This is a genomic window from Rahnella sp. CFA14(1/10), assembly GCF_004195095.1.
Classification (GTDB): domain Bacteria; phylum Pseudomonadota; class Gammaproteobacteria; order Enterobacterales; family Enterobacteriaceae; genus Rahnella; species Rahnella perminowiae.
Genome location: NZ_SEWS01000008.1, coordinates 1 through 26353, shown reverse-complemented (window position 1 = coordinate 26353; position 26353 = coordinate 1). Strand labels below are relative to the sequence as shown.

21 protein-coding genes and 2 pseudogenes are annotated in these 26353 nt (G+C 54.6%); 8 read left to right on the top strand and 15 right to left on the bottom strand.

The window, feature by feature from the left end; all coding sequences use genetic code 11:
* Positions 1–17 precede the first annotated feature (17 nt).
* From recD to recC, 3 genes are read right to left on the bottom strand one after another with little or no spacing between them, the layout of a single operon-like run.
* Positions 18–2072 (bottom strand): exodeoxyribonuclease V subunit alpha, encoded by a 2055-nt coding sequence (gene recD, locus EVX52_RS16335; protein WP_129991670.1) that lies wholly within the window; start codon positions 2070–2072, stop codon positions 18–20.
* Complete coding sequence (recB, locus tag EVX52_RS16330; RefSeq protein ID WP_129991669.1) at positions 2069–5800, bottom strand: exodeoxyribonuclease V subunit beta; 3732 nt, start codon at positions 5798–5800, stop codon at positions 2069–2071. Before recB ends, recD begins: the two co-directional genes overlap by 4 nt.
* On the bottom strand, positions 5797–9258 hold the full coding sequence (gene recC, locus EVX52_RS16325) for an exodeoxyribonuclease V subunit gamma (RefSeq protein WP_129991668.1): 3462 nt from the start codon (positions 9256–9258) through the stop codon (positions 5797–5799). Before recC ends, recB begins: the two co-directional genes overlap by 4 nt.
* Positions 9259–9509: 251 nt before the next feature.
* Here recC and EVX52_RS16320 point away from each other — a divergent pair, with 251 nt between their 5' ends.
* A complete protein-coding gene (locus EVX52_RS16320; RefSeq protein ID WP_129955084.1) occupies positions 9510–9815 on the top strand; it encodes a SelT/SelW/SelH family protein in 306 nt (101 codons plus the stop codon).
* A gap of 136 nt (positions 9816–9951) precedes the next feature.
* Positions 9952–11739 carry a methyl-accepting chemotaxis protein gene (locus EVX52_RS16315; protein ID WP_129955083.1) on the top strand — a complete coding sequence of 596 codons (1788 nt, stop codon included), beginning with the start codon at positions 9952–9954 and terminating at the stop codon, positions 11737–11739.
* A gap of 81 nt (positions 11740–11820) precedes the next feature.
* Here the strand turns inward: EVX52_RS16315 and EVX52_RS16310 are convergent, their stop codons facing one another.
* The 3 genes from EVX52_RS16310 to EVX52_RS16300 form a co-directional block, all read right to left on the bottom strand.
* On the bottom strand, positions 11821–12978 hold the full coding sequence (locus tag EVX52_RS16310) for a M20 aminoacylase family protein (protein ID WP_129955082.1): 1158 nt from the start codon (positions 12976–12978) through the stop codon (positions 11821–11823).
* A 191-nt stretch (positions 12979–13169) separates the two neighbouring features.
* Positions 13170–13403: a DUF333 domain-containing protein gene (locus EVX52_RS16305; RefSeq protein WP_129991667.1), complete on the bottom strand. Its 234-nt coding sequence runs from the start codon at positions 13401–13403 to the stop codon at positions 13170–13172.
* A gap of 120 nt (positions 13404–13523) precedes the next feature.
* Positions 13524–14270, bottom strand: coding sequence for an SDR family oxidoreductase (locus EVX52_RS16300; protein ID WP_129991666.1), 747 nt, complete (start codon positions 14268–14270; stop codon positions 13524–13526).
* A 96-nt stretch (positions 14271–14366) separates the two neighbouring features.
* On the opposite strand from EVX52_RS16300, the gene EVX52_RS16295 reads away from it, so the two are divergent.
* Both EVX52_RS16295 and EVX52_RS16290 read left to right on the top strand, forming a co-directional pair.
* Positions 14367–15290 (top strand): AraC family transcriptional regulator, encoded by a 924-nt coding sequence (locus tag EVX52_RS16295; protein ID WP_129991665.1) that lies wholly within the window; start codon positions 14367–14369, stop codon positions 15288–15290.
* Between the two features lie 65 nt (positions 15291–15355).
* Entirely contained in the window at positions 15356–15583 is a 228-nt protein-coding gene (locus EVX52_RS16290; protein ID WP_129955078.1) for a hypothetical protein, read from the top strand.
* Between the two features lie 62 nt (positions 15584–15645).
* Here EVX52_RS16290 and EVX52_RS16285 read toward each other — a convergent pair whose 3' ends face one another.
* Positions 15646–15903: a DUF1471 domain-containing protein gene (locus EVX52_RS16285; protein ID WP_129955077.1), complete on the bottom strand. Its 258-nt coding sequence runs from the start codon at positions 15901–15903 to the stop codon at positions 15646–15648.
* A 332-nt stretch (positions 15904–16235) separates the two neighbouring features.
* Between EVX52_RS16285 and paoA the strand changes: the two genes are divergently transcribed.
* From paoA to paoC, 3 genes are read left to right on the top strand one after another with little or no spacing between them, the layout of a single operon-like run.
* Positions 16236–16784, top strand: a complete 549-nt coding sequence (gene paoA, locus EVX52_RS16280) for an aldehyde dehydrogenase iron-sulfur subunit PaoA (RefSeq protein ID WP_129955076.1) — start codon at positions 16236–16238, stop codon at positions 16782–16784.
* Positions 16781–17731: a xanthine dehydrogenase family protein subunit M gene (locus tag EVX52_RS16275; protein ID WP_129955075.1), complete on the top strand. Its 951-nt coding sequence runs from the start codon at positions 16781–16783 to the stop codon at positions 17729–17731. The genes paoA and EVX52_RS16275 overlap by 4 nt, the downstream gene beginning before the upstream one ends.
* 3 nt (positions 17732–17734) lie before the next feature.
* Positions 17735–19933: an aldehyde oxidoreductase molybdenum-binding subunit PaoC gene (gene paoC / locus EVX52_RS16270; protein ID WP_129991664.1), complete on the top strand. Its 2199-nt coding sequence runs from the start codon at positions 17735–17737 to the stop codon at positions 19931–19933.
* Positions 19934–20107: 174 nt separating this feature from the next.
* On the opposite strand, the gene EVX52_RS16265 is transcribed toward paoC, so the two are convergent.
* The 7 genes and pseudogenes from EVX52_RS16265 to EVX52_RS16235 form a co-directional block, all read right to left on the bottom strand.
* The gene (locus EVX52_RS16265; protein WP_113877978.1) at positions 20108–20359 is read right to left on the bottom strand and encodes a colicin E3-like toxin immunity protein; all 252 of its coding nucleotides are present in this window, start codon (positions 20357–20359) and stop codon (positions 20108–20110) included.
* Positions 20360–20367: 8 nt separating this feature from the next.
* Positions 20368–21927: a colicin E3/pyocin S6 family cytotoxin gene (locus EVX52_RS16260; RefSeq protein WP_129991663.1), complete on the bottom strand. Its 1560-nt coding sequence runs from the start codon at positions 21925–21927 to the stop codon at positions 20368–20370.
* A 3-nt stretch (positions 21928–21930) separates the two neighbouring features.
* Positions 21931–22416 carry a hypothetical protein gene (locus EVX52_RS16255; RefSeq protein WP_129991662.1) on the bottom strand — a complete coding sequence of 162 codons (486 nt, stop codon included), beginning with the start codon at positions 22414–22416 and terminating at the stop codon, positions 21931–21933.
* A 557-nt stretch (positions 22417–22973) separates the two neighbouring features.
* Positions 22974–23228: a bacteriocin immunity protein gene (locus tag EVX52_RS16250; protein WP_129991661.1), complete on the bottom strand. Its 255-nt coding sequence runs from the start codon at positions 23226–23228 to the stop codon at positions 22974–22976.
* 37 nt (positions 23229–23265) lie between these two features.
* The gene (locus EVX52_RS16245) at positions 23266–23529 is read right to left on the bottom strand and encodes a colicin immunity domain-containing protein (protein ID WP_129955071.1); all 264 of its coding nucleotides are present in this window, start codon (positions 23527–23529) and stop codon (positions 23266–23268) included.
* A gap of 26 nt (positions 23530–23555) precedes the next feature.
* Positions 23556–23816 (bottom strand): helix-turn-helix domain-containing protein, encoded by a 261-nt coding sequence (locus EVX52_RS16240; RefSeq protein ID WP_129991660.1) that lies wholly within the window; start codon positions 23814–23816, stop codon positions 23556–23558.
* A 24-nt stretch (positions 23817–23840) separates the two neighbouring features.
* Positions 23841–24950, bottom strand: a pseudogene (locus EVX52_RS16235) (IS3 family transposase).
* 70 nt (positions 24951–25020) lie between these two features.
* On the opposite strand from EVX52_RS16235, the pseudogene EVX52_RS16230 reads away from it, so the two are divergent.
* Positions 25021–25467, top strand: a pseudogene (locus tag EVX52_RS16230) (integrase core domain-containing protein); the annotation flags it as partial.
* Positions 25468–25617: 150 nt separating this feature from the next.
* Here the strand turns inward: EVX52_RS16230 and EVX52_RS16225 are convergent.
* Positions 25618–26079 carry a hypothetical protein gene (locus EVX52_RS16225; protein ID WP_205952675.1) on the bottom strand — a complete coding sequence of 154 codons (462 nt, stop codon included), beginning with the start codon at positions 26077–26079 and terminating at the stop codon, positions 25618–25620.
* Positions 26080–26353 lie beyond the last annotated feature (274 nt).

Genomic DNA, 26353 nt, shown 5'->3' with positions numbered 1-26353 from the left:
CTGCCTTCAGACACGCCTTACGCACTTTCAATTAATCCGCTGGCACGTAACACCCGACGCTTCACCGCATCCGGTAATACAGCATTTATGCCGCCGACACATCCCAGACTGAACCAGTGACGCGCACGGGTAATGCCGGTATAAATCAGCTCGCGCGTCAGGATCGGGCTGAGATTCTCCGGCAACAGCAGCGCGGTATGGGTAAATTCAGATCCCTGCGATTTGTGCACCGTCATGGCAAATACCGTTTCCACCGCCTGCAAACGCCCCGGCATCACCCAGCGGATATCCTGCGTGCCGTCTCCGGCCGGAAATGCCACACGCAGGGTGGGCACTACAGTACCATCGGTAAGACGCTGCGGGATCTCCAGCGTAATGCCGATATCGCCGTTCATCAGGCGCTGACTGTAATCATTGCGGGTCACCAGTACCGGACGCCCCGGATACCAGCCGAGCGAGGCCTTAAGTAACCCTTCTTTTCGCAGGATGTCAGCGATACGCTGATTCAGCCCTTCCACGCCCCAGCGTCCGCCACGTAAGGCGCACAGCAGCTGGAACTGGCTGTAAGCAAGAAGTACGCGGGTCGCCCACCGGTTGAACGCTTCCGGCGGTTCATCGTCTGCGGGCCGTTCCCTGATCATTACGTTGAGGTAATGTTGATAGCCAGCCGGGGATTCCGCGCCCTCGCGTGTTGCCGATGCCGGGAAATGTTTCGCACCACCTTTCACCACCCAGTCACGCAGTCCGGCGTCATCATCTGCGCTCAATGTCAGTTGTGCCAGATCAGCGTATCCGTGTTGCCAGACCTGTTTCAGCGCTTTCACATCGCCGTCATTTACCGCTTCCGCCAGCTGACCGATCCCGCTTTGTGCATCAAACCGGTAACTGTGTCGCAGCATCACTACCGCCTGATCCATCGCCGTACCTTGCGGATCAACCAGCGCATCAGGGATCTGTTCGCCGGTCACACTTTGCAGCCAGTCGCGGGTTTGCGGCAGATAATGGCCGCTGCTGGCGCGCTGACATAACTCACTCAGCAAGGCACCCGCTTCCACCGACGCCAGCTGATCTTTATCACCAAGCAGGATCAGACGCGCCTGTTCCGGCAATGCCGCCAGCAATACGGCCATCATCTCCAGATCGACCATTGATGCCTCATCGACGACCAGCACATCCAGCATCAGCGGATTGCCCGGGTGATGGCGGAAATGCCGCGTATCCGGGCGGCTGCCGAGCAGACGGTGCAGCGTCACCACATCGGTGTTGATACTTTCGCGCACCGCATTGCCGTTGCTAAGGGCGCTGAGATCCAGCTTTGATACCGCACCGGCAATGGATTCATTGAGCCGGGCTGCCGCCTTGCCGGTCGGCGCGGCCAGCCTGATACGCAGCGGCTGATTGCTTTCCTCCAGCGCCAGCGTCTGTAATAACGCCAGCAGTCGCACCACCGTGGTGGTTTTACCGGTGCCCGGTCCGCCGGTAATAATGCTGAACGCACTGCCCGCCGCCAGCGCGCAGGCCAGTTTCTGCCAGTTCGTGTGATCGGATTGCCCCTCTGCCGGGAACAACGCAGTGAGCGGTGCACGCAGCGACGCCACCGGGAGCGTATGCAGCATGCTGCGTGCCAGACGTTGTTCAATTGCCGCCCGCACGTTCTGTTCGTACTGCCAGTAACGGCGCAAATACAGGCGCTGGCCGGTAAGCACAAGCGGCGAACATCCTTCTCCGTGTCCGACCAGCGTCGGGTGAGCCAGCGCCGCCAGCCATTCCTGCAAACTCAGATTATCCAGCACCGCAGCCGGGCGGATCACCGCACCGTCAGCATGATCGCCCTCCGGCGGCAGCGAAAGAGAAAAGGCGCAGTCATCAAGTGTGGCCTGTAAATCCAGACACACATGCCCCCGCCCGAGCTGATAACTGGTCAGCGCGGTAGCCAGTAATAACAACGGGTGGGCATCCGGCGTTGCTTTCGCCAGAAACGTTGCCAGCGCACGATCCAGTTCGCGCAACCAGCCACATTCCACCCAGCTCGCCAGCAGAGACTCAATGTCCTCACGGCTGTTGATTTTCATACGCGTTCCTCACTGCCGCTGAACAGAACGTCCAGTTGTTCAATCAGGGCTTTATCCGGCCGCTGAACGCAGATGCCGTTGCCCGGCGCATGGCTGCCGCGCAGAAAGAGATAGACCGCGCCGCCGATGTGTCGGTCGTAGTCATAATCCGGCAGGCGGGATTTCAGCAGGCGATGCAGCGCGAACAGATACAGCGTGAACTGTAAATCGTAGCGATGATCAAGCATCGACTGCATCATATTCTTTTGGTCATAACCGCTGGCATCATCACCAAGCCAGTTGGATTTGTAATCCAGCACGTAATAACGCCCGTTATGCTCAAACACCAGATCGATAAAACCTTTCAGCATGCCGTTGAGATCTTCCGGTAGCAGCGGCGCGCGCTCCGCGCCTTCCAGCGTGTATTGCTGAACCAGCATGTCGAGACGACGGGTCGGCACCTGTTTGAGTGAAAACCAGAATTCCATTTCGACCTGATAAGGTGGCAGTTCCGCCAGCATGAAGGCTTCGCCGTCCGGCAGGCCTAGCGGCTGTGTCAGTAGTGCTGTCAGCCAGCCGGTCAGCGGCACAATCCACTTTTCCCAGCCCCACCGGTTACAACGCCGGGCGATCTGATCGGCGATTTTCGCCGGATCGGCCGCCAGCGCCGCAAATCCTTCGTCACCCGCCCATTCCAGCAAACCGTGCAGAAAGTTTCCCGGCGCAGGACCGCGCGGGAACGCATACAAATTTTCACCGGTCATTGGTTGCAACAGAGCCGCCACCGGCTCTTTTTCTTCCACAAACACTTTTTGATCTTCTAAATAACTGTCCTGCGCCGCGCTTTCGATTTCACCAGGGAGTTCGCGGTTCAGAGACTCGCGGAGGAGCGTTTCCGGCAGGATATATGTACCCGCCGGGGCGATTTGCAGACCGGAGAAACTCGACACCCACCAGCGGGGGGCTTTGTGCGTACGCAGCGGCGGACGCGGCCCGAGTTCAGGCAACGTCTGTTCGCCACGATAGATTGCGCTATCAGCAACGGGCAGCGGCCAGGCGCGAATCGTGTCGGTTTCCAGCGCCTGCAAACTGGCAGGCAGTGTATCCGCAGCGATGGCCTCGCCGCCATGGAACAGATAGCCAGGTGCACTCTTTTCAAATTCTTTCAGCGGAGCCATTCCCAGCCACAATGCATAACGTGAACGTGTCAACGCGACGTAGAACTTACGCAGATCTTCCCCCAGACGTTCGCGGTCGGCCAGAGCCAGTTGCTCGTCGGAGGCACTGAGCCCCACTTTCAGCTCACCTTCCGGTGTATGCCATTTCAGCGGTGAGTCCTGTTTTTTCACTGCGCGGAAAGCGCAGGCAAAAGGCAGGAACACCAGCGGATATTCCAGCCCTTTGGACTTATGCACCGTGACCACCTTCACCAGCGCAGCATCACTCTCAAGGCGCAGTTTACGCGCATCGCCCCCCTGATGTTCATCCTGACACTGTTGCGCCAGATAACGGATCAGCGCGTGCTCGCCGTCGAGCTGAACGCTGGCCTGTTGCAGCAGTTCGGAAAGATGCAGCAGATCGGTCAGCGCACGTTCGTCACCGCGCCCGAGCAGGCGGCGCGGTACGTCGAATTCCCACATCAGGCGACGCAGCATCGGTAAAATGCCCTGCCTGCGCCAGCAGGTGCGCAAATCCTGAAACTGTTTTACGTAGCGTTCCCACTCGCTTTCATCCTGGTTCAGCCTGTCGAGGGCTTCCCAACTCAGGTTCAGCGAAGGCGTACCGAGCGCAGCGCGCAGCAGACGATCGTTTTCCGGCGCGGCACAGGCCGCCAGCCAGTATTGTAATTCAGCCGCCTGGGCGCTTTTAAAAATTGATTCTTTATCAGACAGATACACGCTGCGCACACCACGTTTTGACAACGCAGCACGCATGGCCGACGCCTCACGGCCGGTATTCACCAGCACGGCAATATCGCCCGGCATCACCGGTTTTAGCGTTTCGCCGGGGATCCCAAAACCGGCAGCGCCCTGCTGACCAAGCTGCAGTAAGCGAACAATTTCCGTCGCACAGCCGTCCGCCATCAGCTGAACGTACTGCGTTTTCGGCAATGCTTCCGGCTGGTTTTCCGTATACCACAGCGTCAGCGCAGCGGCTTCGGCATGATCAATCACCAGCGTATCAGCACGTCCTTTGGCTTCCACCGGCAGGAACGGCACCTGATTCTCCATACCACGCCGGAACAGGAATGCGCCTTCACCGGCCAGACGTTTCTCGGCCAGTTCAAACACCTGATTCACCGCTGCCACCATCGCGCGGGTAGAACGGAAGTTGGTCGCCAGCGTGTAGTGGCGGCCACCGGTATCGCGGCGGGCACGCAGATAGGTATAAATATCGGCACCGCGGAAAGCGTAAATCGCCTGTTTCGGGTCGCCGATCAGGATCAGCCCCTGCTCCGGCACGTTTTCCGCCACGCGGTAAATGGCGTCGAAAATACGGTATTGCAGCGGATCGGTATCCTGAAATTCGTCGATCATCGCCACCGGGAATTGCGTGCGGATGATCTCCGCCAGCCGTTCGCCGTTATCGCTGCCCAGCGCAGCATCCAGGCGGATCAGTAAATCATTGAAGCCCATTTGCGCGCGCTTTTTCTGCTCGGCGTCAAAACGGTTTTTGATCCAGCGGCAGGCGTGTTGCAGCAACCCGCTGCGGGCATCCGGCAGGCTTTCCAGTCGGGCTTTCAGGGTTTCCATCGCAGTCAGCGCCGGGTGTACAGGCGGTTCACCCTGTTTCCAGCACTCTCTCAGACCGGCTGGCGTCAGGCGCGTCCAGCCGGTTTTCAGCTCAGGTATCACTTCGCCGGTTGTCGCCCAGAGATACAACTTTTCCAGCCACGGGTTGAAAAACCGGGCCTGAATTTTTTTGCCGTCAACCACTTTTGCCGCCACCGCGCCTTCCAGCAACGTACGCAGTTCCTCAGTCCATTGCGGCCAGTCTTGTTTGAGCGCCGCCAGTTCTGCCGCTTTCTGGTTATTCACCGTTTCGCACACATCGGCGGGCGTCTGATCTGAGCCCAGTTCTGCGGCATATTCCAGCAGCGGCATCACGCTGCGGTGCAGATCTTCAGGCGAACGCCACCATCCGCGCAGCGTACGGATTTCCTGTCCGCCAAGGGAGAAATAAAAACTGCGCCAGTAATCACGCACCACATTCATCAGCAGTTCGGTTTGATCGGTTTCCAGTGTCTGGGTGAACAGGCTGTCGCTGTCGAACGCGTGTTCGCCAAGCATACGGTTACACCAGCCGTGAATGGTCGAAACGGCCGATTCATCCATCCATTCTGCCGCCAGTTGCAGCTTACGGGCGCAGCCAGGCCATTGCTCCGGCGGATACTCCGCGCGCAAAGTTTGCAAAAATTCGTCGCAGGCAGACGGTGCCAGCGGATCGGTTAAGAAACACATCGCCGCAGTAGAAAGACGTTCGCGGATACGATCCCGCAGCTCTTTAGTGGCCGCATCGGTAAAGGTTACGACCAGAATTTCCGGCGGCGTCAGCGGGCGGCCGAAGGCATTGTTGCCGCCATGGCCGAGTACCAGCCGTACGTAAAGCGCCGCGATGGTGAAGGTTTTCCCCGTCCCGGCACTGGCTTCAATCAGACGACTGCCCGTCAGCGGAAAATTGAGCACATTCAGCGCTGATGGCACCACAGAAGGCACCGCTGATGCTGATGTTAAACATTGTTCCATCATTCCTTCGTTCCTTTTTTACTGCGGGAAAGATGATTTCTCAGCGGCGCCAGCAGCGTCTGCGCGAGGCGGGCAAATTCACCGTCAGACCAGAGTGCGCTGAAATCCGGCCAGGCGCGGGCCAGATAGCGGTTACTGTCGCGCTCACCGAATTTCATGTTTGCCGGATCGTGATTTTCATAACTGTCACGGGCTGAAATCCAGGCGTCGCTGTCCGGTGGGTTGTTTTCTGTCCCTTCTTTTTTCAGCCAGACAAATGCAGTTTTCACCGCCAGCGGCAACGGACGCAACTGCCCCGCCTTCCAGGTTTCGATCAGTGTGTCCCACAGGGCACGCGCCTGTGCAATTTCCAGCGGCGGCAGTTCAGCCGTGCCATTCTTGCTGATAATGACGGTGTGCATAGGCTTTCCGCCAAGGTGACCGGCGAGATGCGCGACCCAATACGGCAGCAGCCGGTCGAAACGGTAGCTGCGTTCTTTGGTCATGATGCCGATGCTTTCCAGCACCACGCGCGCACGGTCACCCTGCGGGCTGGCGCGTAAATCCACCAGCCAGTCGGAGAAACTGACCTCGCCCGCATGCCATTCCAGCGCCTCATTCACCAGCGGCTGCGACCATGCATCGAGGACCTGCTGATAACTGGCGAATAAGGTGTCCATCGGCTCAGCGAGATCTTCACTCAGTACGACGGCAAATTCGCCCGGTGCCAGCTCACCGCGTCGCTCAATGCGTTCGAGTTGCTGGCGCAACACCTCCTGACGCGAAACGCCCGCTTCCAGCGCCCGTTTTTGCGCACGGATCAGCTCGTCCTGCAACCGCCAGTTTACCAGCGCATTGATGTCGAACGGCTCCTGATCCTCACTGCCCGGATCTTCGAGCTCAAACCAGATGTTCAGCCGCTGGCGGAAGAAACTGCGCACCGGATCTGACAGGAAATCTGACAGCTGACGCAGCGTCAGTGCGCCTTCCTGCGCTACCGGTTGCAGCGGTTGTGTCGCCACGGCGGCGGCTTCAGCTTCCAGCCCCGCGCGCCATTCATGCGCATAACTGAACAGCGGACTGCCCTGACAGAAGTAGTCGCGGCTGAACGGTTGCAGACGATGTTCGGTGGTCAGTGCAGGCAATAATTTTTCGCCATTGTCTGCTTCCCAGCCTGCCGCCAGATGGTCGCGCAACTGGGCCACCAGCACGGATGGCGGGCGTTCGGTATTGTCATGAATGCTGCGGCCAACCCAGCTGATGTGTAAGCGCTCACGCGCAGAAAGCAGCGCTTCGAGGAACAAATACCGGTCGTCTTCGCGACGTGAACGGTCGCCCGGGCGGTAATCCCGCCCCATCAGGTCGAAATCCATCGGCACGCGGTTACGCGGATAATCGCCGTCGTTCATACCCAGCAGGTACACGTGGCGGAAAGGAATGGCACGCATCGGCATCAGCGTGGCGAACGTCACCGCGCCGCCGAAAAACGGCCGGGTCAGCCCCGACTGGTCAATCTGCGCCAGCCAGTGATCACGTACCACAGAAAGCGGCAGTTCAGCCTGTAAATCTACGCTTTCACAGGCTTCGAGCCAAAGTTCCAGTTCGCCGACAAGACGCACTAAAATAAAACCGTCTTCGCCGTCATCTTCGGCAAAATACCGGGAAAGGAGGGTACGCAGCCGCTCGCCCCACACCTGCGGTGCTGCGGGTTCACGTAACTGACGCCAGGTGTCATCGAGGCAGTTCAGCAAATGTGACAGCGGGCCAATCAGCGCCGCATCCAGCCCGCCGATTTCATCGAGTGGTTCGATATTTTTCCAGGCATCGCCGCTGCCTACGGCGTAACCCAGCAGCATGCGTTGCAGGCCAAAGAACCAGCTGTTTTGTTCCGGCGATAACGGCAGCTCAAGGCTCTGACGCTGTTCAGCATGCAGCCCCCAGCGTACATTGGCGGCTCTGAGCCAGCGGTGCAGCAGAGGCAGTTGTTGTTCTTCAATCCCGAAGCGCTGACGCACCGACGGTACGTCAAGTAAATCCAGCAAATCGCTGACTGCAAAACGCGACTGCGGCAGCGCCAGCAAGCTTTCCAGCGCACCGAGTAACGGGGTGTTCTGACGCGGCCCCTGATCGGCCACAGTGAACGGGATATAGCGCGGATCACTGCGCTCCGTCAGGCCAAATACCGCCTGAATGTGCGGCGCATAACCGTTGATATCAGGGACCATCACAATAATGTCGCGCGCTTTCAGCGTCGGGTCAGCAGCCAGTGCCGCCAGCAACCGGTCATGCAGCACTTCCACTTCGCGCTGAGCACTGTGGGTAATAAAGAAACGCAGGGAATCGTCATGCTGAACATCAACGGCCGGCCATTCATTGATTGTTTCGGCCAGAGGACGCAGTTGCAAAATGTCCTCCTGCAACTGATGCAACAGTGTATCGGTACCGTTTGAAGTAAAGAGGTCAATACGCGGGATCACCGGTGCCAGCTGTGACGCATAAGATTCGTGATTGTCATATTCATTCAACAGGCCGATATAATCACGCCCCTGCTTGCCCCACGCCGCCAGCAGCGGATGTGCATGCTGATGGAGTTCATCTTCGGCTATCACCGGCGGCATTCCCGGTTTGCGTTGCTGACGTAGCCTTTGCGCGCGTAACAGATCTTTATCAGCGATGATATCGCTCCAGTCGTGTTCGCACGGGTTATGTACGCACATAAAGATATGCGTCCAGCGACCGAGGGCGGCCAGCACTTCAAAGGATTGTTGCGGCAGAGAGGAAATACCAAACACCACCAGCCGGGCAGGTAACCCGGCGGGACGCTGATCTTCAGGAATAGTTTGCGCGTGTTGCAGGAACCGCTGATGCAGCGCCGCACGGCTGGTGCCGCGTTCGCTTTCAGGGACATCCGCCAGTAATGCGCGCCATAACTGTGGCTGCCACAGCAGATTTTCGGGCAAAGGTTCGCTGCCTTTGCGGCTGGTGCGCAGAACATCCAGCCCGTTACCCCAGTCTTCCAGCCAGTCGGCGCGGTAAACCTGATATTGGTCAAACAAATCCGCCAGACGCTGCGCCAGCTGATGCAGTTTACGCATGTCGCCGTCATCTTTTAAAAAACGGGTCAGTGGCGCAAAAACCGGTTCGGTGAGCAGTTCGGGTAACAAGCGGATCAGCCGCCAGGTCAGCAGCGGACGGTCGAAAGGCGACGATTCCGGCACCTGGTCTTTGCCGAGCACCGCGCGGTACACCTGCCAGAAAAAGCGCGCCGGAAGGCTGATATCCAGCGCCGCTGCAATCCCGCAGCCCCCCTCGGCCACATCGCGTGCCAGCGCCAGTTTAAGCCACTGATTGATGCCGTTGCTCTGCACCAGAATCACTTCGTTTTCCAGCGGCGACAGCGGATGCGCCGCCATCCACGTGACCAGCACGTCCCTCAGTGCTTCTGAGTGATTGCCATGTAATACCATCAAACCTGAATTCACGCCCGCATCTCTTATTATCGCCTGCCAGAATTGGGATTTTGCGTGGATTTGAAAAGGAATGAAAGGACAGAAGAAAAACAGGCAGAAAGCTTTTTCTGCCTGTACGCTAATTTGCTGATTTACGAGGATTATCAGCGGATACAACGTTCGGCCACATCTGCTGATGCAGAAAATCACATCGCATCATGCTATTTTCTGGGTTTTATCTGCTTTCTAAAAATTCGATAAAGCTGCGTTAAGGGGTTCATATCATGGAAAAACTTCCTGCCATCACCATCACTTACTGCTCACAATGCAACTGGCTGCTGCGCGCCGCATGGATGGCGCAGGAATTGCTCAACTCGTTCAGTACCGATCTGGCATCGGTGACGCTGATCCCCGGCACGGGCGGCATTTACGAGATTAAAGTCGATGACGAAGTCATCTGGGAACGCAAACGCGACGGTGGTTTTCCGGACGCCGCACCGCTCAAACAGCGTGTACGCGATATCTGTTTCCCGGAACGTTCACTGGGACATGCAGATAAGAAGAAAGCCGGCGGGGACGGTGAGGCGTAATGCTGCGCTAAACGCCAAAAAGGCAGGATATTCATCCTGACTTCGGACATTGATGCGAGATCGGGCAGGCGGAGGGTCAAGTTTTTTGCCCCTTTGCCGATACCTGAAACTTAAGATTCCTTCCAGGGAAACGCCCATGCTTAAGACTATCCGTTCGCGCATTATCACGGCCTGCATCGCCATCGTGGCCTGCTCACTGATTATCAATACCTTCCTGAGTTATACCGTTGCAAACAAGTACAACAGTCAGGCGACAGACAGCACGCTGAACGCCCTGACCATCAGCCAGACACAAGGGATCCGCGACTGGGTAAGTTCGAAAACAAGGATGATCGTTTCACTGCAACAGGTCGCAATGTCCGAAGATCCGATCCCGGTGCTCAAACAAATCGCCGGTGCGGGTGGGTTTACCAACGTGTACGTCGGTTACGCAAACCGCACCGCGAAGTTTTCCGATCCGGCCGGTGTGCCCGCAGATTACGACCCGACCGGCCGCCCGTGGTACAGGCAGGCTGAAGCCGCCGGCCATCCTGTGGCCACACCGCCCTATATCGACGCGGGCACAGGTAAACTGGTGGTCACTTTCGCCGTACCTGTGATGGAAGCAGGCACTCTGAAAGCGGTTGTGGCAGGCGATGTATCGATGGACAGCGTCGTTAATAACGTTAATACCCTTCATCCGACGCCGGGCAGTTTTGGCATGCTGGTGGATAAATCCGGCGTAATTATCGCCCATCCGGACGCCAGTCTGGCGCTGAAGCCGTTTACCGCACTGGCAGAAGGGGTGAATTTGCAGGATGTGTTTACCGCGAATGCGCCGGTGGATATTCGTCTGAATGGCGCGATCAAACGCGTCCGTGCAATGCCGGTGGCAGGCACGGAATGGTTCACGCTGGTGGCGCAGGATAAGAAGGAGTCCACAGCCGGAATGCGATCGCTGCTGACTTCATCGGTCGTTACCCTGCTGGTGATTGTGCTGATTTCAGCCACCGTCATCGGGCTGATAATCAGCAAATCGTTCCACCGCCTGTCGGTGGTGCGCGATACGCTCAATGCGATCAGTTCGGGCGAGGATGATCTGACGCAGCGCCTGCCGGTTGACGGACATGATGAAGTGACGCAAATCGCGCATGCCTTCAACACTTTCGTCGATAAACTCAGTAAGGTGATGTCGGAAATCCGCACCACCAGTGAATCCGTTAAAATCGCTGCCGATGAAATCGCCGCCGGGAATAACGATCTGTCCGGCCGTACGGAATCTGCCGCGGCCAGTCTGCAACAAACGGCTGCCTCACTTGAGCAGATCACGGCGACGGTTTCTCAGTCAGCCAGTTCAGCTAAGCAGGCATCCGATACTGCGAAAGCCGCTTCCGAAGCAGCCACACGCGGTGACGAAGTGGTGACCAAAGTGATAACAACGATGGAAAGCATCGAAAGCGCTTCGTCAAAAATCGGGGATATTACCGGTGTGATCGACGGTATTGCTTTCCAGACCAACATTCTGGCGCTGAACGCCGCCGTCGAGGCCGCGCGCGCAGGTGAACAGGGACGCGGTTTTGCGGTGGTCGCCAGCGAAGTCCGCAGCCTCGCACAGCGCAGCGCGCAGGCGGCGAAAGAGATCAAAGTGCTTATCGAATCGACAGTCAGCAGCGTGGCGTCCGGCTCAGCGCAGGTACGTCTCGCCAGCGACAGCATGAGCGAAATCGTCAGCAATGTGTCGAACGTCAGCAGTGTCATGCTGGAAATCACTCATGCGTCTGAAGAGCAGATGCTGAGTATTCACGAAATTAACCGTGCCATCACCCAGCTCGACGGCATGGTGCAGCAGAACGCGGCGATGGTTCAGGAATCCACCGGGGCGGCTGGCGCATTGCAGCAACAAGCCACCGGACTGGCCGTCGCAGTCGGACACTTCCGGGTGTAACTCATCCGACAGGCCGTTTGGTCCGTTAACAAAAAAACCAGACACGCTAAAGCGTCTGGTTTTTTCCGACAGTGCGTCACATTACGCTTTCAGTTCGCGTTCCACCAGTGACGTCAGTACACCAATGCCGAGCGGAATAATGTCATCATTAAAGTCATAGCGCGGGCTATGCAGCGAGTCCGAAGGCGTGGCGCCATCGGCCCCCAGCCAGAAATAGGCGCCGGGACACGCTTCCAGCAGATAAGCAAAATCCTCTGCAGCCATCGACGGCGCATTGTTGAAATGCACTTTCTCAATGCCCGGCGTGTTTTTCGCCGCATCGCGCACAATTTCCGCCTGCACCGCATGGTTCTGCGTAACCGGATAGCCTAATTCCCAGCGCACTTCCCCTTTCACGCCATACGGCAACGGCACCGCATTGACGTATTCTTCAATCAGCCGCCAGCAGGTTTCACGGGTATGACTACTCAGGCAGCGCAGCGTACCCGACATATGCAGCGTTTCAGGAATAACATTGATGGCTTCGCCCGCCTGAAGCTGGGTCAGGCTGATTACCGTTTGTTCCAGCGGTGACAAACGGCGCGAAATCAGGCTTTGCAATGATAAAATCAGCTGCGCACCGGCAACCACAGGATCAGCTCCCCGTTCCGGCATCGCCGCGTGACAACCTTTGCCGGTCAGCGTGATATAGAAATTGTCCTGCGACGCCATCATCGGCCCCTGACTGACCGCCACCTCACCAACCGGCAGCCCCGGCCAGTTATGCAACGCGTAAACTGCCTGCATCGGAAAACGCTCGAACAGCCCTTCTTTCACCATCATTTCACCGCCGCCGATGTTTTCCTCAGCAGGCTGAAAAATGAAATGGACAGTGCCACGAAAATGGCGATTCTCACTCAGATGTTTTGCCGTGCCCAGCAAAATGGAGGTATGGCCGTCGTGCCCGCAGGCATGCATCAGGCCCGGGTTTTGTGACCGGTGAGTAAAATCATTGAGTTCATGAATGGGTAATGCATCGATATCCGCACGCAGACCGATCGCGGGGCCTTCGCCATTTCGCAATGTGGCAACAATGCCAGTCACAGCAATGCCGGTGTGCACGTCAAGACCAAAAGACAATAACAGTTCGCTGATTATTTTTGCGGTGCCATGCTCATTCAGGCCAAGTTCAGGTCGCCTGTGAAAGTCGCGACGCCACTGCTTCGCCTGCTCGATAATCTGTCCGGAAATGACCGCCATAAACCCTCTGTGCTGTTCTGAATTCAACACGGTGAGAGATTCCCACCGGCACGATACTGTTCCAAAGTATCACATCCCGCCGTGAACCGATAAACGGGAAATCCGCACATAATGGCTCACGGATAACGGGTGATTAAAAAAGGCTTTCCTCTTGCGGGGAAAGCCTGATTTTCAGCCTGCGGACAGCAGATTTACTGATGATCCCGGCGGTATAACTCCCATTCATCAATACCGCGGCCGTCAGGGAATACGCAGTCTGCACGAACGCCGTGAGGCGTTTGCACACTCACTGATCTCCCGCCTCTTTCATGACAATACACAGCGGCAGGATTCGCCATCCCGGTCTGGTGTCTTTCGGGTTTATGGTGATAACCCACGCAACCCGCCAGCGCTGAAACCATGACAATGAGGAAGAGTTTTTTCATTCTGAGCCTTCGTAATGAGAGTAAAACGACGGGCAATTCTATTCCCCGCCGCCTGGTGTTATCTACTCCCGTATTCTTAAAAAGCGCCTTCTTTTTGCTTCGTTTATCAGGCGTTAAACTTTAGGAAAGGACCACCGCATCAGCTCCGGCTGGAATTCGCATCGGCGCATCAGGATCGGTGACCGCTGCCCAAACCGCATCGGCGACATCCTGTGAATAAGTCACCGGCGTGCTGGTGTCCTGCAACGAAGAAAAGACCGTGTTCCTGAATTCCTCATAGGCTTCGGGAAGGGTATCGGCAATCAGATGTCGGGCATTAGCGCCAAAGCGGGTGCCCGGCGCACGCCCCGGCAAAACCAGCCGCACGCGGATGTTAAACAGCGCCAGTTCCAGTGCGAGGGATTCGGTGAAAGCATTCACCGCCGCTTTGCTGGCGGTGTAAACCGAGAGCAGCGGCAGCGATTTCAGCGTCACACTCGACGTCACATTTACAATCACCCCGGACCGGCGCGCCCTGAACTGCGGCAATACCGCCTGCGTCATGGCAATCGTGGCGAAGGTGTTGGTTTCGAAAATCTGACGCACGCTGCTGAATTTTTCCCCTTCCAGCGGACTAATCAGGCCGATACCGGCATTATTGACCAGTGCATCTATTGGCCCGGCGTCTTCAAAACAGCGACGGATACTTTCGGGGTCGGTGACGTCAAGCGGAAGAATGCGCAATGCGTCGGATCCCGGCAACAGATCGTTTTTGGGTGTACGCATCGTGGCGATCACCCGCCAGCCTTTGTCAAGAAAATGACGCGCAATGTCGAGGCCGAAACCTGAAGAACAACCGGTGATCAGAATGGTTGATGGTGATGACATGGGAAACTCCGTAACAGTGGACAAGATCTTTAAGATAGGCGACTCTTTCCGGGATCCCTATGTTCAGATATCCATCTTTTTGTCGAGATCGTCCAAATGGTAGATCCTTTAGCAGACGTTATTTCGTTACTTCAGCCTAGCGCTCCGTTCTCAAAACTGGTGGCTGCCTCCGCACCGTGGGCGGTTCAGCGCGCTGAAACAGGACGCCCTTTCTACTTCGCGGTGCTGGAGGGATCCTGTTACCTGACAATAGAAAACGATGATCATCGTGAAACGCTTCTGCTCAGCGAAGGCGATTTTGTGCTGATCCCGGAAGCAAAGCGTTTTTCAACCTCCAGCCTTGACCGCCAGCCTCCCGTTACCGGGGAAACAATCACCACACCCATCACACCTATGCCCGGTGGCGCCCGTGTCGGTAACCCTGACAGCGTGGTGGATATGCGGATGCTGGTCGGAAATTGCGTTTTCGGTTCGCCGGATTCAGCGCTGCTGGTGTCGTTGCTGCCACAATGGCTGCATGTCCGCGGGGAAAAGCGTTTATCGACGCTGGTGCAGATGGTCGGTGAGGAATATCGCGCGGATAAACCCGCGCGGGAAATGGTGATGACCCGCCTGCTGGAAGTATTGCTGATAGAAGCGTTCCGCTCAGCGGCTGTGACCGCGGCGTCACCGGGCCTGGTGCGCGGATTATCGGACCCGAAACTGGCCATCACGTTGCGTTGTATGCACGGTTCGCCCGCAGCGGGCTGGACAATCGCACAACTGGCACGGGCAGCGGCGATGTCGCGATCCGGCTGGTGCGAGCGCTTCAACCGCGCCGTCGGCATGCCGCCGATGGCGTATCTGATGGCCTTACGAATGGCGATCGCCAAACGGCTGCTGAGAGAAGGCGAACTGCCCCTTGCCGATATTGCCGAACGCACCGGTTACCGTTCGGTCAGCGCTTTCGGTGTGGCATTTACCCGCTACACAGGGATGCCGCCCGGACGTTTTGCCAAAAAAGCTTTCTTACTCACATAACCTGCAAAAATTTATAGCTATTATTATTCAAGTCGTGAATGGCTTCATCAATCAGGAAGGGGAATATGGAAAAGTACCAAAACCGGGGGGGCAATTCGGGTATCATCGCTTTCACGACGACGGAAGATTCAATTACCGTAAAGTTCAAAGACGGCTGGCATTACATCTATAATACCATCCGCCCGGGGGTAACGGACGTTGACCACATGATCGCCATGGCAAAAGCCGGCAGCGGCCTGCATGGTTATATCAACCGGAAAATCCGCAATAACCACTTCCATAAATTCCGTTAATCGCAGACACGAAAAAGGCGGCAACCGCCGCCTCTTCTGCTTACTGCTTGTTACTGCTCAGCTTATTTATACATTTCTGCGGTACCGTAAAGCTGATTATTACCGGATGCACCGATAATACGGTATGAACTTGCGCCCGCCTGGGTGGCTTTAGCATTCAGTTCTGATTGCAGGCCTGACAGTGAACCGGTGGTTGACGCCCCGACGACACCCAGGGATTGCTGACCTGCGGGAGCTGACTGCACTTCAGTTGCTGCCAGGGTGGAGAAAGAAGCGGTTGCCAGTGTCAGAGCGGCGAGAGTCATTGCGATAGTTTTCATGATGTTAATTCCTGTTCTTCGAATTTTGATGGGATAGCCTGTTTCAGGTGTCCCGGTTTCAGGTCAACGCTATTTATTAATTAACGTTCGATAAGTAAATACTAAGCGCCTGCGAGAGGTTGTGCAAGCAATTTATTTAATGATCGTTAACTAAATGTGCGATCACAAGATGCAGGACGAAAAGAGGAACACACCGGAGAAACCGGACTTCAGGATTAATCCCAACGCCATCGCCGACTATGCTTAAAGCTTCGTGATAAAAAATTCCGGAAAAAAACCCGCGAGTACATCTCCCTTTTCCGATTTAATTTTTGTAATACCGGAGGTCTGGTATGAGCAACCATGACAACGATGGCAACGAAATACATCAGTCCCACCTGAAACTGAAAGTGAACGGTCAGATCCGCCAGCTGGTCGTTGATACACGTACCACCCTGCTGGATGCGCTGCGGGAGAATCTGCAACTGACCGGCACCAAAAAAGGCTGCGACCATGGTCAGTGCGGCGCCTGTACCGTTATTGTTGATGGCCGCCGCATCAATGCCTGTCTGACGCTGGCAGTTATGCATCAGGATGCCGATGTCACCACCATTGAAGGTCTCGGCACACCTGACAATCTGCACCCGATGCAGGCTGCGTTTATCAGACACGACGGCTACCAGTGCGGTTACTGCACGCCGGGGCAGATCTGCTCCTCAGTAGCGGTGTTGCAGGAAATCGAGGCAGGGATCCCGAGCCACGTCACGCCGGATCTGGTCTCACCGCCAGGGCGAACCGCAGAAGAGATCCGCGAACGCATGAGTGGCAATATCTGCCGCTGCGGTGCGTATTCCAACATTCTTGCCGCCATTGAAGACGTCGCCGGGGGGCAAAAACCATGAAAGCTTTTACCTATGAACGGGTGCAAACGCCCGCCGACGCCGCAGGCAGCGCACAACAACATCCGGGCGCAAAATTTATTGCAGGCGGCACCAACCTGCTGGACCTGATGAAACTGGAGATTGAGCAACCCTCTCACCTGATCGACGTCAACGGGCTGGCGCTGGATACCATTGAACCCGACGGTAACGGTGGCTTGCGGATCGGCGCGCTGGTGCGCAATACCGATCTGGCGGCAGATTTACGTATCCGCCGCGACTATGCCGTGCTGTCGCGGGCCCTGCTGGCCGGTGCCTCCGGCCAGTTACGCAACCAGGCCACGACGGCCGGTAACCTGCTTCAGCGCACCCGCTGTCCGTATTTTTACGACACCCATCAGCCGTGCAATAAACGCCAGCCCGGCAGTGGCTGCGCGGCCCTGAAAGGCTTCAGTCGTCAGCATGCAGTGGTCGGCGCAAGTACGGCCTGCATTGCCACCCATCCGAGCGACATGGCCGTTGCGATGCAGTTGCTCGATGCTGTGGTCGAAACCGTCAACCCTGACGGTGCGGTGCGCCGTATTCCGCTTGCCGGTTTCTACCGCGCACCGGGCGACACGCCGCATCTGGAAACCGTGCTGGCTGCGGGAGAACTGATCACCGCCGTCACCCTGCCGCCACCCGCCGGCGGCACCCATATTTACCGTAAAGTGCGTGACCGCGCCTCTTATGCCTTTGCGCTGGTGTCTGTCGCCGCCATCGTTCAGCCCGATGGCACGGGCCGTGTTGCGCTGGGCGGCGTCGCACATAAACCCTGGCGGCTGGCAGAAGCGGATGCGCAGGTGCCGCAAGGCGCGGGGGAAGTTTACGCGCGGTTATTCGCCGATGCGCAACCGACACCTGAGAATGCGTTCAAGCTGATACTGGCAAAGCGAACGCTCACCTCCGTGCTGACTGAAGCGAGGGCATAACAGATGAAATTCGATACGCCTGCAACAGACAATCCGATCGACCAGATGAAAGTGGTGGGCAAACCGCATGACCGTATCGACGGTCCGTTAAAAACCACCGGTACCGCGCCCTACGCCTATGAATGGCAGAATGACGTGCCGGGTGCCGCGTACGGTTATGTGGTCGGTTCCGCCATTGCCAAAGGCCGGATCACTGCCATGGATTTACATGATGCCGAAACCGCGCCCGGCGTGCTGGCGATTGTCACCGCTGACAACGCCGGTAAGCTGGGCAAAGGCGACATGAATGCTGCGACCCTGCTCGGCGGCCCGCAAATTGAACACTATCATCAGGCGATCGCCGTGGTGGTCGCGGAGACCTTCGAACAGGCGCGCGCTGCGGCATCACTGATAAAAGTGGATTACCTGCGCGGGAAAGGCGCGTACAGCCTTGCGGAGCAAAAGCCTGCTGTCACTACGCCACCGGAAGATACGCCGGATAAAACCGCTGGCGATTTTGGCCGCGCCTTCGCGGCCTCAGCGGTGCAGCATGATGCCCTGTACACCACGCCGGATCAGAGCCATATGGCGATGGAGCCGCATGCTTCGCTGGCCGTCTGGGAAGAGGATAAACTGATCCTGCGCACCTCGAACCAGATGATCGCCTGGTGTCGCAGCGAGCTTTCTAAAACGCTCAATATCCCTGAAGAGAACGTGCGGGTGATATCGCCGTACATCGGCGGTGGTTTCGGCGGCAAACTGTTCCTGCGCAGTGATGCCGTACTGGCTGCGCTGGCGGCCCGTGCCGCCAACCGGCCGGTCAAAGTCATGCTGCCGCGCCCCCTGATCCCCAACAACACCACGCACCGTCCGGCCACTATTCAGCACATCCGCATCGGCACGGATGAAAAAGGCCGCATCACTGCCATCGCCCATGAAAGCTGGTCCGGTAACCTGCCCGGCGGCACACCTGAGACGGCGGTGCAGCAAAGTGAGCTGCTCTATGCGGGCAAAAACCGTCTGACCGGACTGCGGCTGGCTCAATTAGATCTGCCGGAAGGCAATGCCATGCGCGCCCCCGGCGAAGCGCCCGGCCTGATGGCACTGGAAATCGCTATCGATGAGGTGGCGGAAAAAGCCGGAATCGATCCGGTGGCGTTTCGCATCCTTAACGACACGCAGGTCGATCCGCTCAATACTGAACGCTTCTTTTCACGCCGCCAGTTGATCGAATGTCTGCGCACCGGCGCGGAGAAATTTGGCTGGCATCGCCGTAATGCCATTCCGGCGCAGGTTCGCGACGGACGCTGGCTGGTGGGTATCGGCGTCGCGGCGGGCTTTCGTAACAACCTGCTGGAGAAATCCGGCGCACGGGTGCATCTCGACGCCCGGGGCACCGTGACCGTCGAAACCGACATGACCGATATCGGTACCGGCAGTTACACCATCATCGCCCAGACTGCCGCCGAGATGATGGGCATACCGCTGGAAAAAGTGGGGGTACAGCTGGGGGATTCCGACTTCCCGGTCTCCGCCGGATCGGGCGGGCAATGGGGGGCCAATACCTCCACCGCCGGTGTGTATGCCGCCTGCATAAAATTGCGCCAGGCCATCGCTGAAAAACTCGGTTTTGATGCGGATAAAGCGGTGTTTACCGACGGACTGATTTGTCAGGACGCCCGCACCGCTCCGCTCGCACAGGCTGCTGCCAGCGGAACCCTCACCGTGGAAGACACCATAGAATTCGGCGGACTGGACAAGACATTCCAGCAATCCACTTTCGCCGCGCACTTTGCGGAAGTCGGCGTGGATATCGCAACGGGCGAAACCCGTGTCCGCCGGATGCTTGCCGTCTGCGCTGCGGGCCGGATACTTAACCCGAAAACAGCACGCAGCCAGGTGATTGGTGCCATGACCATGGGCATCGGCGCGGCGCTGACGGAAGAGCTGAATGTCGATACGAATCTGGGATATTTCGTGAATCACGATCTGGCAGCTTATGAAGTGCCGGTTCACGCCGATATTCCCGATCAGGAGGTAATTTTCCTGGAAGACACCGACCCGGTCTCCTCACCGATGAAAGCCAAAGGCGTTGGCGAACTGGGCTTGTGTGGTGTCAGCGCCGCCATCGCCAATGCCATTTATAACGCAACGGGCGTCAGGGTGCGGGATTATCCGGTCACGCTGGACAAACTGATTGGAGGGTTGCCGGAACTGGGTTGACAAGAAGCAATTGCTGAAAATTCAAAAGCCCTAATATGATGGATTAGGGCTAGTTATCTTTAGTCTGAGATTATTCATGATTTGAGGACCTGGAGATCTTAATCTCCAAATCTCATTACCGCCTTCTCATAGAAAGCTACTGTTTACAATAAGGGCATCAGCATTCACTACTTATTAACTATCTGTTCTTTTGAAAACCAACTGATAATCATATCGACTGAAATCAATTCTGTGCTGAAATAATGGCTGTAAATCACTCCTCCACGCCTGTAACACATCAAATCCACCATCGTAAATCCTTCCATTAAAAGGCAGGGAAAATTTCTTTATAAGGCTGCCATCATTGCCCAGGTCGACAGATACTTCTTTACCAACTAACAATTCATCAGCTTTATCAAACCATTCAAGTTTCAGAGCTAATCCCATCTCAAGCCTCACAGATACCGTTTAATATTTCGACCTTTAACAGCGGGTTTCAGCTGTTGTCCTGTTTTGTGATCTACGGAACCAAGATGTTCACCATCACTCGCTCGATATTCCTCAAGTTCACCATGCTGTGAATCCCACTCATAAATTCGGCGCCCTTTGCTATCAACCCAGCGCTCTCTTAATCCACCACCACTTTGCTTTGGTGTTTTCTTTTTGGATTGTCTCAATCCTGAAAGACCTGAGATTTCTTCTGTTTCAGGAGCCGGATGGTAATCGTAATCTTTATTAGGTATACCCGACCGGCTCTGGCTAAGATAAATATAAACCGGCGGCATGCCGTACGGCAGATTGACCAGGATGTAATCATCAAATGAGGATTCATCCGGGATCGGCAGCGAGGTTGAGGTACTGCCCATTTCTTCCGCGCCGGGTAACGGTAATACGGTGATGGTCGAAGGTAAATACGGCTCGTCACGATTACCGGTATTAGTGGGCGCTTTGAACTCCAGCTCGTCGGGTGTCCAGATGATGGTGGGCTTTTCCGCGCCATCCGCCCAGAACTCATAGTTACCCGTGAATGTGTTCCGCTCCATCGGGCGCACGCGAACCTGATCCAGACCGCTGTCAGCGCCGGTGTGATAAGCCACGGGAATTAACCGCCCATATTTATCCTTCGTCCACTGAAAGCGGATCCGCGTCGGGGCGGACTTTCCGGCCAGTGCCGCAAGCTGGCTGTCGCTTAAAATATCTTTCTCACCAGCGTTCAGCTCGTTCGAATAAAAGGTTCCGATAACACCGACGGTTACCGGATTCACGAACAGGCTGCCGAGGCGGACTGACGTCACCCCGTGCAGTGCACTCATGCCCGACGCGATTAGCTGAGTGCTGCCCCCCGTTGCCACGGGGAGTGCCAGCGGCATGCCAGACTGTGCGGGCGTATCAGCCTTCCCGCCAAACATCTTTTTGTACCACGGCGTTTTATCACCGGCTGACTTCTTACGCTTCGCCGCCTGCGCGTGCTGCTCAATTTCGGGCTTTATGCCTGCGACCGGCGTCGGTACGCCGTAAGACATCCGCCCGAAGTTATGATGCTGCTCCTCACAGGTTCGTGCTTCGGTATTTCCTGCGCCACATTCTGCGGATTTCGCAAACACCGGTATTGAGCGTCTGGCCTGTTCTGCCGCTTCTTTCTCAGCCTGAACCCGTAATACTGCGGCCCGCTCTGCCTCCCACTTTTCCTGTGCGAGTTCAGAAGGGGATTTACCTTTTCCCATCCACTGTCCGAGCGGTGCGATAACCCGGTTCGTCCCCGGCGGGCAACCACATAAAACATCTGAACCGTCCACGGCAGAAGCGAGGCCGTCAAAGGTGGAATGCGGTTCTCCACTGGTGATTTTTCCGGTGAGGCCGCATTTCGGGCAGGCGGTCGTGACATCACCGATGCGGATCACGCCAAGCCCGTGTTCCGTCGCATTGGGCAGAGAGGTCAGACACACCGCGCCCGTCGTGGTTTTATCACCGTGCAGCGCCTGCCCGCGACCATAACAATTTGAGCGATACCCCATCCGTTATGCTCCGGTAATGACAAGAAAATCTTCTGCCATCGGGACATCTTTTCGGGCAACCAGATAGCAACTGTTCTGCGGCGTACTGATAATTTTATCGCCGTTATCCAGCACGCTGCCGACCAAGGCAAGCCCACGATTTCCCTCACAAAACTGCTGACCTGCACTGTTTGCAATCCTTGCCGTGCTGCCATCCGCATAAGTGACTTCATCATGTTCCAGGGCAAACGCCGCTTCCGTACCGTTCTCAAGGGTGACGTCCCCCGTACTGCTGGCTTTTGTGACTTTGCCACCACGGGCAGTCAGGCTGCCCGGAACCGCCAGCCGGTAAATCGCAATAACCGGATGCTGACGGGCAAACGCGGTCTGTTCCTCAACCACCGCCCGCGCGCTATCATCCATTTCAGCCAGCTGTTCAGCGGTGAAAGGTGAGGCGTTGATGGCATCCAGTAATTCCTGATTCAGTTCATTAGTGAATTGCATTTCCATATTTATTTTTCGTCCATTGAGGTGAGTTTCACCGGTATGATAAGCAGCTAAAATAAACACCCACAACGAACAATAAATATAAACCCATAAAGATTGAGCTAAATCATAAGAGATAAATCGCTTAGATTACCGGGTTCATTCATATAAAAAGATAAGACAAAAAAGACCCATCATTACTAATAAGGGGTTATGGTAAATGTATATAAAATATTTATGGCACAAATACCCTTACAGGTTTCTTCATGTAAGATTACGTTCAACATTAAAATGCAGTCAGCGCATAAAATAACACATGATAATTGATGGATATAAAATGAAAATTGTCGTAACTGTTCTGTCACTCGCTCTCATTTCTGGCACTACTTCGATTCTACACTGGATACGGATGACCTGAATCAGATCATTACGCTGTCATCTGAATCCTGTCCCGCTGAAAGACAGGATTTATGCAGCAAAATTATTGCTGCTGCGAAAAGTGCAGAGAAATAACATTCGTGATAAATCACAGGCAACAGAAATATGATCTGCTGCCTGAATTCGGATGACATAGAGATTCATCAGATTCTAAACAATACTTTCCCGACAGAAGTCCGCCACTGTTTAATTTCGTTAACTACACTCTCTGGAGTTACTGTTTTATCGCCTTCAGGATAAAAAATTAAATCAGTACCTGAAGGATGCCCGGTAACCCGGCTGAAATTTTCCAGTAAACTGTCCTGATATGACTCGCTGCCATGCACATCGAAAATATCTTTCACCAGCGCAATAAATTCGGTTTCCGAGTATTCTTCAAACGTATCTTTGAGCTGCATATTTTTCTCTTATCTGGATTCAGTTGAAACCTGAGGATCATTCGTTATCCAAAACGGCCCGAACCCGCGCTTTAAGTTCATCAGCATCAAATTCATCTTTCTCACGATCATTGTCAGGATTGAATTGATCTGCGAGACAAAAAATGGTCGAACATTTTTCGCTGTCCTGATAGGGATCTTTCAGCAAATCACCATTTTCACCCTCAGTTTTCCATAACATCTGATAGGGGTCGGCGAAATCTTCGGCTGAGATCTCGCCATTAATAAATGATCTGGCGAAGGTTAAAAGTTTCTGACTCATTTTTTGGCTCCCTGAGCTTGAAAACACTAAACTGACTGCTTTCTATTTTCATGAAATGCAATAATCAGCGCAGCAAGGTCGTCTTCTTCGGCATAGAGATAAGCCACAGGCACATCCAATACTTTCGCAATTCGCTTCACCGTTTCCAGATCCGGCTGATGTTTACCTTTTTCATATTGATTCATCCGTGCGCTCGATGATGCCTCATCAACACCCGCCAGAACGCCTAACTTGTATTGAGAAAGCCCAGCACGCAAACGCGCTTCCTTGAGTCTCTTGATCAACATGATGCCGTGTAGTCCCTCCGGTTTTTAGTACCACCGCCAATGAGGATCTCCGGCCAGTTTTTGCCTCGCATAGATAACGGGTGGCATATCACCCAGTGAGCTATGCGGACGTTCTTCGTTATATTCTGCGCGCCAGTCTTCTGTTAGCACACGGAATCCTGACAGTGTTCTGAACAGATACATATCGAGTATTGCTGTTCGTAGCGTTTTGTTAAATCGCTCAATAAATTCGTTCTGCATTGGCCTGCCTGGCTGAATAAAATCGAGTATCACGCCGTGCAACTCTGCCCATTCAGCTAAAGCAGCGGCTGTAAGTTCTGGCCCGTTATCGCTGCGTATAAATGCCGGATAGCCTCTTTCAGCACTTAACCGCTCCAGGATGCGTACAACACGATGAGCAGGTATATTCAAATCAACCTCGATTGCCAGCGCTTCCCGATTAAAATTATCGACGACGTTAAATAACCTGAATCGCCGCCCGTAGAGCAGGGCATCACTCATAAAATCAACTGACCAACAGTGGTTCATTTTTATGCGGAATAACCAAGGGCTGTGGATGCCTGTTAGGTAAGCGTTTTTTTCCTTTACGCCGAAGGTTCAGTTTTAATAATCGGTAGATCCGGTAAACCCGTTTTGCATTCCACAGTAATCCTGCCTGGCGTAACTTATTGAACATGAGGCCAAAACCATAAGCCGGATACTGATGCGCCAATTTTTGCGGTGCCTCGACCACGGGCAGATCCCGTGTCGTGTTCGGGAAATAATGCAAGAGGCTTCGACTTATACCGATAATCCGGCACCCGCGTCGTTCGCTGGTCTGATGTTCCGTCATAACGTAACGCACCAACTCACGCTTTTCGGGCACCGCTAAAGTTTTTTTGAAACAACATCCTTAAGAATTTAATGATCTAAGTTCAAGGAGGCATACATCTGCTTTAATCGGCGTTTTTCCTCTTCCAGCTCTTTCATTCGTTTGATATCAGAGGACTCCATACCGCCGTATTTAGATTTCCAGTTGTAATAGCTGGCTTCCGACACGCCGTTTTCGCGACACACATCCTTAACGTGCCGACCCCCTTCAACTTCTTTTAGAACTCGCAGGATCTGAGTTTCAGTGAAACGCGCTTTCTTCATGATGAGCCTCCTTTGGTAGTATTTTAACCAGGGAACTCTATCAAGCAGTAAGACTAAATTCAGGGGGGATTACAATCAGCTATCGGATGGTCGTTCAGTCCGTTTGCTGAATGTTATTGATGACTTTAATCGTGAAGCGCTGACCATTGAGGTAGATTTTTCCCTGCCCGCCAGTCGGGTCATCAGAACGCTGGAACAACTGATTGAGTGGAAAGGGAAACCGACGGCAATACGGTGTGATAACGGGCCGGAATATACGGGGAAGATGCTGATGTCATGGGCGGTTCATCAGAATATAATCCTTAGTTTTATTCAACCCGGCAAGCTTCAGCAGAACGCCTATATTGAGCGATATAACCGGACGGTACGTTATGACTGGCTGGGGCTGTACCTGTTTACATCACTGGATGAATTGCAAAACTATGCCACTCAGTGGCAATGGTTTTATAATAACAAACGTCCGAATATGGCGTTGAATGGTTACACACCGATGCAGCATATTCAACGCATGACCTGATTCTACTTATCACCTCCGCTAAAAATGGGGGGATTACCGTTATTTCTACTTTTCTTTTCACACGCTGCCCTCTACATAAAAAATAAAATCATATAGACATAATACAATTTTATATAATATTTATATTCTACTATTAGTTGATATCAATGGCTATCGAGAATAGGAACTAGGTTTAGGGAAACCACCTCTGACGACGACAACAACAATTGCAACTTGAGATTGTCCTGTTGGATGAGTAAATACCTCAATATCATCCTCTATTACTCCTACCGGCGCTGATTTTGACGTAGATTCCAGAACAGCCAAAATACCGATACGCTTACCTAATCCAATGGCATAAGCTGCTGTTTGATCAAAATATTTTTGAAAATACTTGGGGAAAATAACCTTATTATTTTCTACTTTTAGTTCTATCGGAATGTCTTCAAATGTGAGATCCGTTATCCCACCAGCAGCCTCTGGATGGCCTTGTAAGTTCTCGCCAATCTCATTCCTACTTCTAAGCATTTCGGCTATTTTACGCTGAAATTTTTGTTCTGATGTGCCAGCAATAAATAAACTAGCTTTAAGAGCTTGTGCTGCAACATTTCCTAAGCCGCCAAGTATAATCATTGTATTAGCAATGTCATCTGAGTGTAATCCAGGAAAAGCTCTTAATATGTTACGAATTTTTATAAGATGCCTATCGACGTTTGGAAATCCAGTTAATGGAGCTTGGGCGGAATCGCTCCCTTCAAGTAGTAATCGCCTATGACCTACTGACCTGCTCCCCGTTGATTAATACACCACGATGTTAGTAATGTCTTCATAAGCCACATGAGGACATCCCCATGAAGAAGCGTTTTTCCGACGAACAGATCATCAGTATCCTCCGCGAGGCTGAAGC

Excerpts from the sequence above, each read along its gene's own strand:
- EVX52_RS16315 (WP_129955083.1), top strand. The coding sequence starts at position 9,952 with ATGCTTAAGACTATCCGTTCGCGCATTATCACGGCCTGCATCGCCATC.
- recD (WP_129991670.1), bottom strand. The coding sequence starts at position 2,072 with ATGAAAATCAACAGCCGTGAGGACATTGAGTCTCTGCTGGCGAGCTGG.
- EVX52_RS16260 (WP_129991663.1), bottom strand. The coding sequence starts at position 21,927 with ATGGGGTATCGCTCAAATTGTTATGGTCGCGGGCAGGCGCTGCACGGT.
- EVX52_RS16255 (WP_129991662.1), bottom strand. The coding sequence starts at position 22,416 with ATGGAAATGCAATTCACTAATGAACTGAATCAGGAATTACTGGATGCC.
- EVX52_RS16240 (WP_129991660.1), bottom strand. The coding sequence starts at position 23,816 with ATGTTGATCAAGAGACTCAAGGAAGCGCGTTTGCGTGCTGGGCTTTCT.
- paoC (WP_129991664.1), top strand. The coding sequence starts at position 17,735 with ATGAAATTCGATACGCCTGCAACAGACAATCCGATCGACCAGATGAAA.
- EVX52_RS16265 (WP_113877978.1), bottom strand. The coding sequence starts at position 20,359 with ATGGGATTAGCTCTGAAACTTGAATGGTTTGATAAAGCTGATGAATTG.
- EVX52_RS16225 (WP_205952675.1), bottom strand. The coding sequence starts at position 26,079 with ATGATTATACTTGGCGGCTTAGGAAATGTTGCAGCACAAGCTCTTAAA.
- recB (WP_129991669.1), bottom strand. The coding sequence starts at position 5,800 with ATGATGGAACAATGTTTAACATCAGCATCAGCGGTGCCTTCTGTGGTG.
- EVX52_RS16275 (WP_129955075.1), top strand. The coding sequence starts at position 16,781 with ATGAAAGCTTTTACCTATGAACGGGTGCAAACGCCCGCCGACGCCGCA.
- EVX52_RS16305 (WP_129991667.1), bottom strand. The coding sequence starts at position 13,403 with ATGAAAAAACTCTTCCTCATTGTCATGGTTTCAGCGCTGGCGGGTTGC.
- EVX52_RS16250 (WP_129991661.1), bottom strand. The coding sequence starts at position 23,228 with ATGCAGCTCAAAGATACGTTTGAAGAATACTCGGAAACCGAATTTATT.
- EVX52_RS16300 (WP_129991666.1), bottom strand. The coding sequence starts at position 14,270 with ATGTCATCACCATCAACCATTCTGATCACCGGTTGTTCTTCAGGTTTC.
- EVX52_RS16310 (WP_129955082.1), bottom strand. The coding sequence starts at position 12,978 with ATGGCGGTCATTTCCGGACAGATTATCGAGCAGGCGAAGCAGTGGCGT.
- EVX52_RS16290 (WP_129955078.1), top strand. The coding sequence starts at position 15,356 with ATGGAAAAGTACCAAAACCGGGGGGGCAATTCGGGTATCATCGCTTTC.
- EVX52_RS16245 (WP_129955071.1), bottom strand. The coding sequence starts at position 23,529 with ATGAGTCAGAAACTTTTAACCTTCGCCAGATCATTTATTAATGGCGAG.
- paoA (WP_129955076.1), top strand. The coding sequence starts at position 16,236 with ATGAGCAACCATGACAACGATGGCAACGAAATACATCAGTCCCACCTG.
- EVX52_RS16295 (WP_129991665.1), top strand. The coding sequence starts at position 14,367 with ATGGTAGATCCTTTAGCAGACGTTATTTCGTTACTTCAGCCTAGCGCT.
- EVX52_RS16320 (WP_129955084.1), top strand. The coding sequence starts at position 9,510 with ATGGAAAAACTTCCTGCCATCACCATCACTTACTGCTCACAATGCAAC.
- EVX52_RS16285 (WP_129955077.1), bottom strand. The coding sequence starts at position 15,903 with ATGAAAACTATCGCAATGACTCTCGCCGCTCTGACACTGGCAACCGCT.